This is a genomic window from Streptomyces sp. NPDC002309, from assembly GCF_053593375.1.
Genome location: NZ_JBSFCI010000006.1, coordinates 43,277 through 58,277 on the forward strand (window position 1 = coordinate 43,277; position 15,001 = coordinate 58,277).

At 71.3% G+C, this 15,001-nt stretch carries 10 protein-coding genes and 1 pseudogene; 7 read left to right on the forward strand and 4 right to left on the reverse strand.

All coding sequences use genetic code 11. The features are described from left to right. The first annotated feature begins 13 nt into the window (after positions 1–13). Complete coding sequence (locus tag ACWCPM_RS07175; RefSeq protein ID WP_450975128.1) at positions 14–1,567, forward strand: PTS transporter subunit EIIC; 1,554 nt, start codon at positions 14–16, stop codon at positions 1,565–1,567. Positions 1,568–1,666: 99 nt separating this feature from the next. Here the strand turns inward: ACWCPM_RS07175 and ACWCPM_RS07180 are convergent, their stop codons facing one another. After that, entirely contained in the window at positions 1,667–2,107 is a 441-nt protein-coding gene (locus ACWCPM_RS07180) for a GNAT family N-acetyltransferase (protein WP_450975129.1), read from the reverse strand. 147 nt (positions 2,108–2,254) lie between these two features. Between ACWCPM_RS07180 and ACWCPM_RS07185 the strand changes: the two genes are divergently transcribed. From ACWCPM_RS07185 to ACWCPM_RS07195, 3 genes are all read left to right on the forward strand, one after another. Beyond that, the gene (locus ACWCPM_RS07185; RefSeq protein WP_450975130.1) at positions 2,255–2,818 is read left to right on the forward strand and encodes an MSMEG_1061 family FMN-dependent PPOX-type flavoprotein; all 564 of its coding nucleotides are present in this window, start codon (positions 2,255–2,257) and stop codon (positions 2,816–2,818) included. A 142-nt stretch (positions 2,819–2,960) separates the two neighbouring features. Further along, positions 2,961–4,556 (forward strand): YVTN family beta-propeller repeat protein, encoded by a 1,596-nt coding sequence (locus ACWCPM_RS07190; protein ID WP_450975131.1) that lies wholly within the window; start codon positions 2,961–2,963, stop codon positions 4,554–4,556. Positions 4,557–4,753: 197 nt separating this feature from the next. Then, positions 4,754–5,368, forward strand: coding sequence for a YceI family protein (locus tag ACWCPM_RS07195; protein ID WP_450975132.1), 615 nt, complete (start codon positions 4,754–4,756; stop codon positions 5,366–5,368). Between the two features lie 139 nt (positions 5,369–5,507). Here the strand turns inward: ACWCPM_RS07195 and ACWCPM_RS07200 are convergent, their stop codons facing one another. From ACWCPM_RS07200 to ACWCPM_RS07210, 3 genes and pseudogenes are all read right to left on the reverse strand, one after another. Beyond that, positions 5,508–7,220, reverse strand: a complete 1,713-nt coding sequence (locus ACWCPM_RS07200; protein ID WP_450975133.1) for a VanW family protein — start codon at positions 7,218–7,220, stop codon at positions 5,508–5,510. A gap of 325 nt (positions 7,221–7,545) precedes the next feature. Then, a complete protein-coding gene (locus ACWCPM_RS07205; RefSeq protein WP_450975134.1) occupies positions 7,546–8,388 on the reverse strand; it encodes an alpha/beta fold hydrolase in 843 nt (280 codons plus the stop codon). Between the two features lie 415 nt (positions 8,389–8,803). Then, a pseudogene (locus ACWCPM_RS07210) lies at positions 8,804–9,121 on the reverse strand (esterase); the annotation flags it as partial. Between the two features lie 210 nt (positions 9,122–9,331). Between ACWCPM_RS07210 and ACWCPM_RS07215 the strand changes: the two are divergent. The 3 genes from ACWCPM_RS07215 to ACWCPM_RS07225 all read left to right on the forward strand — a co-directional run bounded on the left by ACWCPM_RS07215 (position 9,332) and on the right by ACWCPM_RS07225 (position 14,878). Continuing rightward, complete coding sequence (locus ACWCPM_RS07215; protein WP_450975135.1) at positions 9,332–10,051, forward strand: SDR family oxidoreductase; 720 nt, start codon at positions 9,332–9,334, stop codon at positions 10,049–10,051. Positions 10,052–10,154: 103 nt separating this feature from the next. Further along, positions 10,155–10,622: a GNAT family N-acetyltransferase gene (locus ACWCPM_RS07220; RefSeq protein WP_450975136.1), complete on the forward strand. Its 468-nt coding sequence runs from the start codon at positions 10,155–10,157 to the stop codon at positions 10,620–10,622. A gap of 476 nt (positions 10,623–11,098) precedes the next feature. After that, the gene (locus tag ACWCPM_RS07225; protein WP_450975137.1) at positions 11,099–14,878 is read left to right on the forward strand and encodes a S8 family serine peptidase; all 3,780 of its coding nucleotides are present in this window, start codon (positions 11,099–11,101) and stop codon (positions 14,876–14,878) included. The last annotated feature ends 123 nt before the right edge of the window (positions 14,879–15,001 follow it).

The window sequence follows — 15,001 nt, forward strand, 5'->3', positions numbered from 1 at the left end:
CAAGGCCGATCTCATGGCGAACGAGAACAAGTACCAGGACACCGCGGCCGCGATCCTGCCCCTCGTCGGAGGAGCGCAGAACGTCACGACGGTGGCCCACTGCATGACCCGGCTCCGGCTGGGCCTGCGTGACCGCAGCCTCGTGCAGGAGGAACAGCTCAAGGCGCTGCCCGCGGTGATGGGTGTCGTCGACGACGACACGTACCAGATCGTGCTCGGCCCGGGCACCGTCGCCCGTGTCACCCCGGAGTTCGAGACCCTGGTCGAGCAGGAGCGCGCCGCCGCTCCGGCGGCCGGCGGCGGCCCGGACGGCGCGTCCGTGACCGCCGACGACCTCGCCGCGCAGGGCGCGGCGCTGCGGGCGGAGCGCAAGGCGCAGAACGCCACCCCCTTCAAACTCTTCCTGCGGCGCATCGCGAACATCTTCGTGCCGCTGATCCCCGCGCTCATCGGCTGCGGCATCATCGCGGGCCTCAACGGCCTGCTCATCAACCTGGGCTGGCTGCCCGGCATCACCCCCGCGCTCGCCGCGATGGCCTCCGGGTTCATGGCTCTGATCGCCGTGTTCGTCGGCTACAACACGGCGCAGGAGTTCGGCGGCACGCCGATCCTCGGTGGCGCCGTCGCCGCCATCATCGTCTACGCGGGCGTGGCCAACGTGGAGGCGTTCGGCCAGGCGCTCTCCCCGGGACAGGGCGGTGTGCTCGGCGCCCTGGGCGCGGCGTGGCTTGCCGTGCAGATCGAGAAGTGGTGCCGTCGCTGGGTCCCCGTCTCCATCGACGTCCTGGTCACCCCGACCATCACCGTGCTGGGGGCCGGTCTGGCCACCCTCTTCGGTCTGATGTTCCTCGCCGGTGAGGTCTCCACGAAGATCGGCGAGGCCGCCAACTGGCTGCTCTCCAACGGCGGCGCGGGTGCCGGTTTCATCCTGGGCGGCCTGTTCCTTCCGCTGGTCATGCTGGGCCTGCACCAGGCACTGATCCCGATCCACACGACCCTCATCGAGCAGCAGGGCTACACCGTGCTGCTGCCGATCCTCGCGATGGCCGGCGCGGGCCAGGTCGGCGCCGCGATCGCCGTCTACTTCCGGCTGCACCGCAACACCTCGATCCGCACGACCATCAAGTCGGCGCTGTGGCCGGGCTTCCTCGGCGTGGGCGAGCCGCTGATCTACGGTGTGTCCCTGCCGCTGGGCCGCCCGTTCATCACGGCCTGCACCGGTGGCGCCTTCGGCGGCGCGTTCGTCGGACTCTTCAACCAGCTGGGCACGGACGTCGGTTCCACCGCGATCGGCCCGTCGGGCTGGGCGCTCTTCCCGCTGCTCGACGGTGACCACGGACTCGGCCGGACGGTGGCGGTCTACGCCGCGGGCCTGGTCGTCGGCTACCTGGGCGGCTTCATCGCCACGTACTACTTCGGCTTCACCAAGACGATGCTCGCCGAACTCAACGTGGCGCCCGCGCAGTCCGCGCCGGACGCCGCCGCCGCGGCGAAGCCGTCGGCGAGCGCCGACGCGGACCAGGCCGCTGCCGCAGCGAACGCGCCGGCAGGCGTCCCGGTGCGCTGACGGTCGAGAGCCGCAGGAGCAGCCGCGGGGTGGTCACCGTTCAGTACGACGGTGACCACCCTGCGGCGTTCCCCGCCGACGAGGCGAGCGGCACGGCGGTCAAGCCAGCCTCTTGAACAGATGGACGTCCTCGGCGCCGCCCGGGATTCCCGGCGTGCGGCCGGTCTCCGTGTAACCGTGGCGCCGGTAGAAGTCCGGGGCCTGGAAGGTGAACGAGGACACGCAGGCACGGTCGCAGCCGCGCCGGAGCGCCTCCTGCTCGGCGGCCTCGAGGATCGAGGAACCCCACCCGTCGCGCCTGCTCCGCTCGCGGATCCAGAGCATCTCGATGCCGAGCAGGCCGCCCCAGGTCCAGGCGGCCAGACCACCGATCAGCTCGCCTGCGTCGTCGAGCACCTTCACCGACAGGGAACCCTGGTCGGCCGCCGTGGTGCCGGTGGCCGGGAAGTTGATCTCGTCCAGGCCGCGGGAGAGGCGCTCACCGAGCTCCGTGTCGCGCCCGCCGACGCTGAGCGTCCCACCGGTGTGATCATCCGTCATGGTGCGGAGTGTGGCACAAGCCCCCGATCGCCCCGCCGGTCCGGCCGGGGGAGCGCATGCAATCCAGTTAGGTAAGGCGAACCTAACATCGGATAATGTTCCCTGTGCAACCGACCATCTGCGGGGCACGCACAGCTGGGAGCAGTCTTGCCGCACACGACCGACACCGCCGGGAACCGGCCTGACGGCGCCTCCGAAGAGGGCTGGGTCGGGCTCGGCTCGCATGAGGAGCTGCGTGAACTGCTCGGTGAGCCCTGGCCCGTGGTCATCGACAAGGTGCACGACCGGCTGACCGAGGACGACCTGGACATCGTCTCCCGCTCGCCCTTCTGCCTCCTCGCCACCTCGGACGCGGACGGCAACTGCGACGTGTCGCCGCGTGGTGACGCGCCCGGCTTCACCCATGTCCTGGGTCCGCGCACCATCGCACTGCCCGACCGGCCGGGCAATCGCCGTGGCGACAGCTTCCACAACATCCTCGGCAACCCGCACGCCGGTCTGCTCTACCTGGTCCCCGGCGGCAAGCAGGTCCTGCGTGTCAACGGCAGGGCCCGCATCCTCGCCGACGCGCCCTTCTTCGACGCCATGACACGTGACGGGCGCCGTCCCCGGCTCGCGCTGGTCCTGGACATCGACGAGGTCTATCTGCACTGCCCGCAGTCCCTCAACCGGGCGGGGCTCTGGAAACCGGACACATGGATCGCGGGTTGAGGCCACCCGTCCCGACGGGGGATGCGGTCCTGGGATGGGGGCGGTATCGGTGAACGCGAGAGAAGCGTGTCGAAAAGCATAAAAAATGATCGCTCCTGGCATGCTCTGCCATGGTTTGTCGGCATCGAGTGATGCTGACGCGGTGACCGTGGACCGGGTGCGCGGGAGGCTGTTCGTGGCGGTGCGTCAGATCGAGGTGCTGGAAGCGGAGGACGGCGACCCGGGCGCGCACGGGCCTGTGGACCGAGGGGGACACCGACCGGGGCGGAGCCGGCCGCCGGTGTGGAGCGGGGTCCCGCGGGCGCTGGTCGCGGCGTTCGTCCTGATGGCCGCAGTCGTCGTCCCCGTCGTCGCCCCGGGGCCCGCCCGGGCCGTGCCGCCAGGGACCTACGCCTTCGTCACGAACTTCGTCGACGACACGGTGTCCGTGATCGACACGGCCACGAACGAGACGGTGGCCACCGTTCAGACCGGTGCGGGTCCGTCCGGCGTCGCTCTGTCGCCGGACGGCACGCGTGTCTACACGGCCGACAGCGCCAACAACACGGTGTCCGTGGTCGACACCGCCACCGACGCGGTGGTGGCCACGGTCGACGTGGGCAACACCCCGCAGCAAGTGGCGCTCTCACCGGACGGCGGCACCCTCTACGTCACGAACTTCAACGACGACACGGTGTCCGTGATCGACACGGCCACGGACGAGGTGGTCGACACGATCCCCGTCGGCAACCTCCCGATCGGGCTCGCGGTGTCCCCGGACGGCAGCACCGTCTATGTGGCCAACAGCGACGACGGCACGGTCTCGGTGATCGACACGGCGACGAACGAGGTCGTGGACACCGTCCCCGTCGGCGTACTCCCGGCGGCGGTGGCGGTGTCACCGGACGGCGAGACCGTCTACGTCGTCAACGAGGCCGGCGACTCGGTGTCGGTGATCGACACGGCCACCGGTGCCGTGGTGGACACCGTCCCGGTCGGCGACGCACCGCAGCAGGCGGCGGTGTCGCCGGACGGCGGCACGGTCTATGTCACCAACGCCCTCGACAGCACGGTGTCGGTGATCGACGCGGCGACGAACGAGGTGAGCGGGACCGTCGCCGTCGGCGCGGACCCGCGCGGGGTGGCGGTGTCCCCGGACGGCGGGACCGTCTACGTCACCAACGCCGAGGACCACACGGTCTCGGTGATCGACGCGGCGACGAACGCGGTGGTGGACACGGTCCCCGTCGGTGACTTCCCGGTCGGGGCGGCCGTCGGCGTGGTGCCCCTCTCGGAGGAGGCCCCCGCGTGGACGCTGCTGAAGATCACCACGAGCGGGTCGTTCGTCGCCGGCGAGCGGAGCAGGTACCGGCTGCGCGTGACGAACACGGGTGAGGGGCCGACCGATGGCGGCACCGTCACCGTGACCGACACCCTGCCGAAGGGACTCAGGGCCGTCGGCTTCTCCGGCTCGGGCTGGACCTGCACCCGCACTCCGCTCGCCTGCGCCCGCGACGACGTCCTGGAGCCCGGCGAGAGCTATCCGACGCTGACCCTCACGGTCGACGTCGCCAGGAACGCCCCCCAGCGGGTCACCAACAAGGCCGTCGTCACCGGCGGCGGCACCACCGCCACCGGCACCGCCACCACGACCACGACGGTCACACGCCCGGCCCACAAGGCCGCGCTCCGGCAAGGGCCGCGCCCGGCGGACGGCCGCCCCCCGCGCGACACGGCACGGGACGAGCGGGCCGGATGACCGGGTGAGGTGGGGCTCCGCAGCGGAGTCCGTGACCTCAGCTCGCTGGAACCGAAACACCACGTGGTGTGCCGGATCTCGGCGGCCCACGCCGAGCAGGGCGCCCGGAACGCACGTCGGCAGCCCGCGATGCCCCGCGCCACGACACCGTCCCGGCAGCACGGGGCGGGCCCCCGGAGACCCCGAAGGGAACTGCGATGACCGCACCGCCCGAGCCGGTACCCGAACCGGACACCGCTCTCAGCGCCCGTGACCTCTGGTACGTCGACCCCTGGCACACGGCGGTGCACTTCGCGGTGCTCAACCGCGGGGCCGGCCGGGTGCGCGGACGTTTCACCCATCTCGCCGGGACCCTGGTGCCGGGGAAGGACGGGCTCAGCGACACCCAGGTGGAGGTGATCATCGAGGCGGCGAGCATCACCACCGGCGTCGTCACCCGCGACAACCACCTCAGGTCCGCTTTCCTGGACGTCGAGCACCACCCCACCATCCGCTTCCTGTCCGACCGGCTGACCCGCACGGGTCCGCTCCACGGTGTGCTCGGGGGCAGTCTGGAGGTCCGTGGCAGACCGTTCGCCACGGAGCTCGCCGTGCACTGGGCCGGGACCGCCCAGGACCCGTTCCGCGCCGAGGCGCGGCATCTGGCCTTCTCCGCGACCGGACGCCTCTCCCTGACCTCGCTCGGTCTGGCCCAGGATCTGCTGCCGGGTCTGCGCATCCCCGGTCTCGGCGACACACTCGACCTGACCCTCGACGTCGTGCTCGTGCCGTACGACCCGACCCCGATGCTGCGGGACATCCCCGTCGGCTGAGGCCGCCGAGGCCGGGGCGGACGAACTGGCAGGACTTCGTGAGGTGTGCCTCGTGGTCCTGCTCGGGTGCCTCGGCGCCGAAGACGCGGTAGGTGCTCACGGCGGTCCGGGCCCGCTCGACGACCTTCGAAGGTGCCGGCTAGTCCGTCGCCTGCGTGCAGACGATCTCGTCACGAGGGGTGTAGTGCGTGCGGAACGGTTCCCGCTTCACTTCCCGGCCGCCGTCGCGGAAGACCCGGTCCACGGTGACGTCGAAGCCCTCGAGCGGAGTCTGCGGCACGCACTTCTCGTCGTCGCTCACGTGCCTGGCGGGCTGCCGCACGTCGGAGCGCGGGCCCTTGACCGCCGTGACCTCGTCGTACTTCTTCGTGCCCAGGAAATTGACGGTCACCGAGGTGTCCGTGGACTCGGCCTGGATATAGAGGGCCCTGCCGGAGTCGTTGGTGAACCTCAGATCGAGACTGCCCCAGGCGACCGTCGCCTCGCGGCCCTCGGGGTAACGCTCGATGTAGAAGGAGTGGGCGCCGTACTCGACGGGCTTGACGCCCGCGAAGAACATCGCGTTGAAGACCGTGGTGGCCACGGCCGACACACCACCGCCGGGCGCCTTGGTGAACTTGCTGTCGAGGATCATGATGCCCTCGACGAAGCCGTTGGCCTGGGTGCGCTCGCCGACGGTGCGGTTGAAGCTCCAGGTCTCGCCGGGCATGACGACGGAGCCGTTGATCAGTTCCACGGCGCGGCCGATGTTCTTCGTGCGATAGGGGGCCGCTTCGAAGTCGACGGTGAACGAGGACATCGACTCGGTCAGTCCCAGGCGCGCCGCGTTCGCGCGGGTCACCTCGGGCTGGATCAGCCGCGCCGCCACCTCGCCGGCGCGGGCCGCGCCCGACTCGGTGAGCAACGGCATAACGGCATCGCCCAGGGCCTTGTCGGTGACCTGCACGCCGGGGACGGCATCGGCGGCCACCACGACCTCGCCGCCCTGGAGCGCGAGCCGGGCGTTCTCGGGCCTGACGGGGAGGGTGTTCAGGGTCCCGGCCACCGCGGGCGCGGCACGCAGGCCCTTGGCGTCGAGTTTCGGCACGAGCCTGCCGGCGGCGTCCGGCCGCATCGTCAGATGCTCGCCCAGCGTCGCCGGGGGGATCGTGAACCGCTTGTCACGCACGGTGAGCGTGAGGGGAGCCGACATGGCGGGCCGCGCGAACTGGCGCACCGCCCGACGCACCTCCTGCGCCGTGACCGTGGGCTTCGTCTCGCGTGCGGGCAGCACCGTGACCGAGTCCGCCGAACCGCGCTCGAAGGGGATGCGCAGGGCGCCTGTCGCCGCGTCCGTGTCCAGCGCGTATCCGGAGTGCGGATCGGTCGGCTCGACACGGCCGGCGGTGAAGGAGACGGAGCCGTTCAGGACCGCCTGGTCGAGGGTCTTCGCCAGCTTCCCGAGGGTGACGCGGGCCTTGGCCTCGTCGATCTGCACGACCGGCTCGACATCGCCGCCCGAGCGGAACAGTCCGCCGATCACGCCGATCGGATCAGCGCCGTTGAACGTCGCCCGCGCGAGCGTCTCCTGGACGTCGAAGGAGAGCCCCGCCTGCCGCGTGTCGACCGTGCCGGTGCGCTCGCCGACCTTCACCGCCAGCTTCCGCGGGCCGATCGTCGCGAGGTGTCGTTCCAGTTCCCGGGTGGCCTCCGCGTGCGTCATGCCGCCGATGTCCAGTCCACGCACCGTCGTGCCCGCTTCGATCTCACCGCCGGTGATCAGGAGCCCGGCGAGGTACAGACCGCCGATGCCGACCGTCAGCGCACCGCTCGCCAGGGCGACGGGCGGGAGAGAGGCTATCCGGGGGTGCATGGGTCTCCTGAACGATCGACGTGACGTCCCGCGAAGCCGTGGCGCGCACCGCGAGAGCAGTCAGTCAGGTTACGCCCGTGCGGGGGCAAAAGGTGTACCGCACATCACGTCCCACGGGGTACGCCGGTCATCCGGTCGACGAACCCCGGCACCCGGCACACCGAGATCCGCGAGGGTGAGTCGTCGGACGCCGCGCCGGCCGACGGTCGTGTTCGGGCCCTCGGGGCCCCGTACCGCTCGGCGAGACCATAGGCGCGGCGATGCCCCCCGACAGGTGAGGGGCCCTCTTGCGAGGGCCCCTCCGTCGTCTGTGGGAGTGCGCGGGTCAGCGGACCGTGCGCGCCGCCTTCTCGATCACGCGGGTGACGGCGTCCGGGTGGGACACGGTCACGGCGTGGGAGGAACGGACCTCCTCGATGTGGGCGCCGGCCCGCTTGGCCATGTAGACCTGGAGCTCACGCGGGATGATCCGGTCGTTGGTTCCCACGACGGCCCAGGAGCGGATGCTCTTCCAGGCCGGCTCACCGGACGGTTCGTTCAGGGCCGTGCCGGTGCCGGGACGCTGGGTGACCGCCATCAGACTGGCGGTCCGCGCCGGGACGTCCGCGCCGAACGCCTGGTGGAACTTGGACTGGTCGATGAAGAAGTCGTAGTCCTTGGAGCCGTCGGGGTTGGTGATCGGGACGGGGCGCAGCACGTCGCCGATGACGCTGCCCTCGAACTTGCTCACCAGCGCGTTGGCGCTCTCGCCCTTGTCGGGGAGGAAGGCGTCGGCGTACACCAGCGCCTTGACGTTGTCGGAGCCGTGGGCGGCGTTGCTGATCACCGCTCCGCCGTAGGAGTGCCCGACGAGAACCACCGGTCCCTCGATGGTGGCCAGCAGGCTCTTCACGGAGGCGGCGTCGCTGCTCACACCCCGCAACGGGTTGGCCGCGGCCACGACCGGGTAGCCGTCCTCCTTCAGCTCCTTGATCACGCCGTTCCAGCTGGAGGAGTCGGCGAACGCACCGTGGACGAGCACGACGGTCGGCTTGGGGCCCTTGTGCGAGGTCGTCTTGGCCGCGTTCGCCGGACCGGCCGTCGTGGCGAAGAGGCCGGCGGCGACGGCGGCCGTGGCCGCGAGGGTGAGAGGGGTGCGGACACGCCGGTAAGGCAACTGACGGTTCATGAAATGCCCTTTCGAGGCAGTGGGTTTGCGCCATGTCCGGAAGGATGGACATGGCTGCGGTGCGGCATTCGCTGCCGCAGATCATGGGGATGCGGACCCTGGGAGCCGCGAACGGGAGCCTGTCCGGCGCTCCGCCGGCGGTGAGCCGCGGCAGGCGATCGGCTCGCTCGAAGCCGCTCGTGGTGACCCGCAAGGTCCGCGCGCTGGCGCGAGAGTCAGGAACAGCTGGGGCGATGCGGGTACTTCATGCGCTGCGGCCGGGCAGCGCCGTCCTCTCAGCCGCCGTGCAGGACGGTGCGCAGGGTGTGAACGGCCTGCTCCACCGCGGCCGACGTCGCCCGCGTGGGCCGCAGCGGGTTGAGCGTCATGAAGTCGTGCAGGGTGCCGTTGCAGCGGATGCTCGTGGTGGGGACGCCGCGCCGACCGCCGGCTCGCGCACCAGGCGGTCGTGCGTGGCGGCATTGCCGAGGACCCAGCCACCACCGTGCACGTGGAGGACGGCCGGCAGCGTGTCCTGGCCGCCGACCGGCTTGACGATGCGCACCCGCACATCGCCCACCTCGGCGGGAACCGTGACCCACTTCTGCGCCACGTCCGGCTTCTCCACCGGAGCCGCCTGCACGTCGTCCAGGACCTTCCGGGCACCCTCTGGACCGAGCTCGTACAGGAACGGCGGGTTGGATGTCGCGTCCGCGAGCTCCAGTGCTGCAGGTTCCAGCACGGGTTTCGTCATCGCTGCACTCCTTGGATCGACAGGTTCGTACCTGCTTTCACCCTCATGACAAGGGAAGTGCGAATTGTGTGACAGATACCTGAGTGCACCTTTTGGTGGGCGGAAGTGACGGCCGCGGGACCGAGTGAGCACCTCGTATGGTTGGCATATACAGGTATCCCCGCCACGCACGCCGGCGTGCATGGATCACCGTGGCAAAGGAGCGAACACATGCCCCCCAGACGAGTCCTCATCACCGGCGCTTCCAGAGGCATCGGCCGTGCCCTCGCCGAGCAGCTGGCAGGAGAGGGCCACACCCCCGTGGGCATCGCCCGCAGCGCACCGCGAACCTTTCCCGGTGAGTTCCACGAGGCCGACCTGTCCGACCGCGCGGCCACGGACGAGGTCCTGGGCGAGGTGCTGGGCGCGGGAGTCGTCGACGCCGTGGTCAACAACGTCGGGATGGTACGCCCGGCGGCCGTCGGCGCGGTCGCCCTGTCCGACCTCGACGCGGTGCTCGACATGAACGTGCGCACCGCGGTCCAGATCGTCCAGGGTGTCCTGCCCGGCATGATCGAACGGTCCTGGGGCCGCGTCGTGAACGTCACCAGCCTGGTCACCCTGGGACTGCCCGACCGAACGTCCTACGGTGCGTCCAAGGCCGCGATGGAGTTCCTGACGCGAGGCTGGGCCGGAGAGCTCGCGCCCCGCGGGATCACCGTCAACGCCGTGGCCCCGGGCCCCACCGAGACCGAGCTGTTCCGCGACACCAACCCGCCCGGGTCGGCCTCGGCCGCCCGATACCTGGCGAGTGTGCCCATGGGACGGTTCGGACGCCCGGACGAACTCGCCGCCGCCATCGCCTTCCTGCTCTCCGAGAAGGCGGGGTTCATCACCGGCCAGGTCCTCCGTGTCGACGGCGGCGCGAGCATCGGCCGCAACAGCGCCTGAGAACGGACCTGTCGGAGCACTCGCCCCCACCGCGAGCCGCGCCCAGCACCGCGTCACGCCCGCGCCGTCGCCCGGCGGCGCTTCCGCTGTCACCATGCACCCCATGGACGACGACGACCGCGCGGGGCTCGTGGTGGAACGCGCCGACACATCGGACTGGGCCGCGTTGGCCGCGATCGATCCCCTCGCGGCGGCGGGCGACCGCGCACGACGGGACGCCGTCCGGCGCTGGTGCGAACACGGCGCGGTCCTCGTGGCCCGAGGCCCGTCCGGGCCCGTGGGCTACGCCGTGCTGGAGTACACCTTCTTCGAACAGGGCTTCCTCTCCCTGCTGATGGTCGCCCCCGGTGCCCGCAGGCGAGGTGTGGGATCCCGTCTCCTGGCCGGCGTCGAAGCAGCGTGCACCACGGCGAAGCTGTTCACCTCGACCAACGTCTCCCACCACCCCATGCAGCACCTGCTGCGACGCGCCGAGTGGCGCCCGGTCGGATTGGTCCACGGCCTCGATGAGGGCGATCCCGAACTCTTCTACCTCTGCCCGAGCCCCCGTCGGCCCTTGTCGCGGTTTTGACATGGCGCATTCGTGCCACCTGAAGGGCGGTGACACGTCAGGTGGCACGGCGCATGATCTCGGACAGGTCGTGGAACCCCCGGTTGACGAAGGGTTTTTGCTCATGGCACCGAACCGCCCACCGGCGTTCAGGACTTCAGGGTCGACGCCGGTCGCCGACGAGGTGCCGAGCACGGGTCGGCCGACCGTCCCCGGTCCGCGTTCCGTCTCGGACTGACCGGCGGCATCACCCTCGACTGAGGCCGACCGTCGCAACACTCGGCCTCGAACGCGGCAGCGGCTCGCCCGACGGCGGCAGCGCCCCGGACCGAGCCCGGCAGCACCCCGGATGTCGACGCCGGATGCCGTGCGCCCCATGAGTCCCGTGTGTGACAGGCCGGTCGGCACCGCCCTGACTCCGACGCGGGAAATGACGAGGAAGGCTGTAACCACCCATGAGACGCATCCGCCTTTGGGCGGTGATTTCGATGTCGGCCATGGTGACGACGGGCGCGATCACGCCCGTCGCCGCCCAGTCCCCGCCCGACGCCGACTCCGCCAGGCCGGCATCCGACGCCCGCACGAGCACCGTGCGGTTGATCACCGGTGACCTGGTCACCGTCAGCGAGGCGCCGGGCGGCAGGAAGACCGCCTCGGTGCAGCGCGCGCCGGGGCGCGAGAACGTCTTCTTCCAGATCACCGAGGACGACGGCGGTCTGACCGTCCTGCCGTCCGACGCGGCGCCGCTGGTCCGCAGCGAGCGGCTGGACGCGGCGCTCTTCGACGTCGCCGCCCTCCTCGCCCAGGGCTACGACGAGGCGCGCACCGACGCGCTGCCGCTGATCGTCTCCGCGCCCAAGGGCACGGCCCGTGCGGCGGCCGAACGGACGGACAGACTCGCGGAGTTCCATGAGGGCTCCGGCGAGCCGCGGAACCTGCCGAGCATCGACGCCCAGGCACTGCGCGTCCCGGACCAGGACCTGGCCTCCTTCTGGAAGCAGCTCGCACCTTCGGCGGACGCGTCCGTCGCGAGGGCGGTCGCGGCGACCCCGAAGATCTGGCTGGACCAGAAGGTACGTCCGACGCTGGACCGCAGCACCGCGCAGATCAACGCGCCGGCCGCCTGGGCCGCCGGCCACCACGGCGAGGGCGTCAAGGTCGCCGTCCTCGACACCGGGGCCGACCAGACCCACCCCGACCTCGCCGGCCGTGTGTCCGAGGCCAAGGACTTCTCGGGCAGCGGCTCGACCCGGGACCGCTTCGGGCACGGCACCCACGTCGCCGCGACCGCCGCCGGCAGCGGCGCCGCCTCGGACGGTCTGCGCAAGGGCGTCGCTCCCCGCGCCGACCTGATCGTGGGCAAGGTCCTCGGCGACGACGGCTACGGCTCGGAGTCCCAGGTCGTCGCGGGTATGGAGTGGGCCGCGGCCCAGGGCGCCAAGGTCATCAACATGAGCCTGGGCGCGGACATGCAGACCGACGGCACCGACCCCATGAGCCTCGCCGTCAACGAACTGTCCCGCAGCAGCGGCGCGCTCTTCGTCGTCGCCGCCGGAAACAGCGGCGGGCGCGGCGACATGACGGTCGGATCGCCCGGCGCCGCCGACGCCGCCCTCACCGTGGGTGCCGTCGACCGCGACGACTCACTCGCCTCGTTCTCGAGCCGCGGCCCGCGCTACGGCGACAAGGCCGTCAAGCCCGACATCACGGCTCCGGGCGTCGGCATCGTCGCCGCACGCGCCGTCGGCACGACCATGGGCGCGCCCATCGACGAGCACTATGTCGCCGCCGACGGAACGTCCATGGCGACGCCGCACGTGGCCGGCGCGGCCGCGCTGCTCGCCGGGCAGCACCCTGACTGGAGCGCGCAGCAGCTGAAGGACGCGCTGATCAGCACGTCCCGTACCGTGTCGGGCCAGTTGCCGACCCAGCAGGGCGGCGGGCGCGTCGACGTCAAGGCGGCCTTCACCGCGCCGGTCACCGCCACCGGCACGTTCGCGATGGGCCCCTTCGACCGGGACGCCTCGCCGGTGGAGCGGGCCGGTGTGATCCGCTACACCAACCACGGTGACGCCGAGGTGTCGCTGGACCTGCGCGCCGCGCTGGCCACCAACGGCGGCAGGGCGCTCCCCGCGCAGGGACTGACGCTGGGCGCGGAGACCGTCCGGATCGCGCCGGGCGCGACCACCGAGGTACCGGTCGGCGTCGACCCGGGCAAGGCGGGCCGAGGCTCCTACTACGGCTACGTCAGCGCCACGTCCTCCGACGGGGTGTCGGTGCACACCACGGTCAGCCTGGTCGTCCGTGCCCCGATGCACGAGGTCACCATCGAGTCCTACGGTCCGGACGGGCAGCCCGCCGGCTGGAACGTCATGGACGTCTTCGGGGGAGACACGGACGTTCAGTTCGTCAGCTGGGACCCCATGGTCTTCGCGGTCGAGGAGGGCACCTACCAGTTCGCCGGCACCATGCTGGACTTCAGCGTCCGCGAGACCCGGCTCATCCACGCCGTGGAGCCCGAGGTGAGGATCTCCGGCGACGCGACCGTGACCCTGGACGCGCGCAAGGCCAAGCCGGTGCGTGTGCGCACGCCCATGCCCGCCGAGCGCCGCAACAACGCGACGTTCCAGTCGTACCGGAAGATCGACGGCGCGGAGATGGCGCACAACATCTACTTCGAGGACGGCGGCGGGGCGGTCGACCTGTACGTCACTCCCACGTCCAAGGTCACCGAGGGCGAGTTCGAGTTCAACACCCGCTGGGAGATGACGGCTCCTCAGATCAGGACCGAGGTCCGCGGCGCGGACTTCGACCTGGACCCGTACTACCTCGGTCGCTCCACGCCCTTCGACCCGAAGGGGGAGCGCCTGACCGCCGTGGACGCGGGGACCTGGGAGAACCCGGACCTGCGGCCGGGCACCGTGCGGGGCAAGCTCGCCGTGATCCGCGACGACACCGCCTCCGCCGAGTACGAGCTGGCGGAGAAGGCGGCGCGGGCGGGCGCCAAGGGCGTGCTGATCGTCCTGCCCGAGGGGCTGGTGGCCTGGACCCGCTGGCGGCCGACGGACACCCGCTCCGCCGTCCCCGTGATCCGGGTGACGGCGGCCGACGGGGCCGAGCTGCTGCGGTACATGAAGGGGCACAAGGCCCTCGTGGACGTCTCCGGGACGGTCGAGAGCCCCTACCTGTACGACATCAGGGCGATCTGGAAGGACAACATCCCGCAGGACGCGACCTACACCGTCTCCGACCGCAACACCGCCCAGGTGAAGGCTTCCTACGCCGACAACGGCGCGCTGGACTGGACGGCCGAGCAGCGCTTCAGCTGGCGTCCCTTCTCGAAGGTCGCCCTGGAGACCACGCGCGCGGTGCCGACCGGTATGACGCGGTCCGAGTACGTCAGCTCCGGGGACACGGAGTGGCTGCACCACGTCGACTTCATCACCAGCCCGTACGCGGACTTCGCCATGCGCTCGGGCCTGCACGACGCCCCCCGCACCTACAGGGCGGGCGAGAAGGCCAAGGAGGAGTGGTACAAGGCCGTGGTGCGGCCGTCCATCCCGAAGGGCTGGACCAACCCCTCCGTGCGCGACGGTGATGTCCTGAGCCTGGCGATCCCCGAGTTCACGGACGCGACGGCCGGCCACTGGGCCCGCAAGCAGGCTCCCTCCCCGTGGGGCGTCGGCGGGGCCGGAGCGCCCGGGACGATGGACGAGCCGACCTACCCGGGCGGTGACACCGTGACGGCCGTCCTCCACCGTGACGGCAAGGAGGTGGGCCGTGCCGGCGCGGCCTGGGGCAACTTCCCGGTTCCCGCAGGAAAGGCCGACTACCGGCTGGACCTGACGACGGAACGCCTCACCGACTTCTGGCGGCACGGCACGCGCACCGCCACGTCGTGGACCTTCCGTTCGGACACCGCGACCGAGAAGACGCTGCTGCCGCTCCTCCAGATCGACTACGGGGTCGGCACCGACCTGTGGAACAGGGTCGACGGCGGGAAGCGTCATGAGATCGACCTCACCGTCCGGCATCAGGACGGGCTCGCCGTCCCGGCGGGGGTCAAGCTCAAGGTCGAGGCGTCCTTCGACGACGGCAGGACCTGGAAGGGGCAGGTCCGCACCAAGGACCGCGGCCACAACCGGTTCACCGCCACCGTCGAGTCGCCCGGCGACCACCGGCAGGGCGGGTACGTGACCCTGCGGGTCACGGCCTCCGACAAGGCGGGCAACACGGTCCGGCAGACCGTGGAGCGGGCCTACTCGATCGGTCGATGAGCGTGAGCCTCCGCGGGGCGCACCCCGCGGAGGCTCCGCCTGGTCTCACCCGCCCGCCGGGCCGGAGTCACTCCGGCCGGCGGGCGTTCTGCCGCGGGGTGTCGCCACGCCCCACGAGGTCCA

Bases quoted from the DNA above. Each gene is read 5' to 3' on its own strand.
- ACWCPM_RS07220 (WP_450975136.1), top strand. From the start codon at position 10,155: ATGGACGACGACGACCGCGCGGGGCTCGTGGTGGAACGCGCCGACACA.
- ACWCPM_RS07180 (WP_450975129.1), bottom strand. From the start codon at position 2,107: ATGACGGATGATCACACCGGTGGGACGCTCAGCGTCGGCGGGCGCGAC.
- ACWCPM_RS07205 (WP_450975134.1), bottom strand. From the start codon at position 8,388: ATGAACCGTCAGTTGCCTTACCGGCGTGTCCGCACCCCTCTCACCCTC.
- ACWCPM_RS07175 (WP_450975128.1), top strand. From the start codon at position 14: ATGGCGAACGAGAACAAGTACCAGGACACCGCGGCCGCGATCCTGCCC.
- ACWCPM_RS07200 (WP_450975133.1), bottom strand. From the start codon at position 7,220: ATGCACCCCCGGATAGCCTCTCTCCCGCCCGTCGCCCTGGCGAGCGGT.
- ACWCPM_RS07195 (WP_450975132.1), top strand. From the start codon at position 4,754: ATGACCGCACCGCCCGAGCCGGTACCCGAACCGGACACCGCTCTCAGC.
- ACWCPM_RS07215 (WP_450975135.1), top strand. From the start codon at position 9,332: ATGCCCCCCAGACGAGTCCTCATCACCGGCGCTTCCAGAGGCATCGGC.
- ACWCPM_RS07225 (WP_450975137.1), top strand. From the start codon at position 11,099: ATGGTGACGACGGGCGCGATCACGCCCGTCGCCGCCCAGTCCCCGCCC.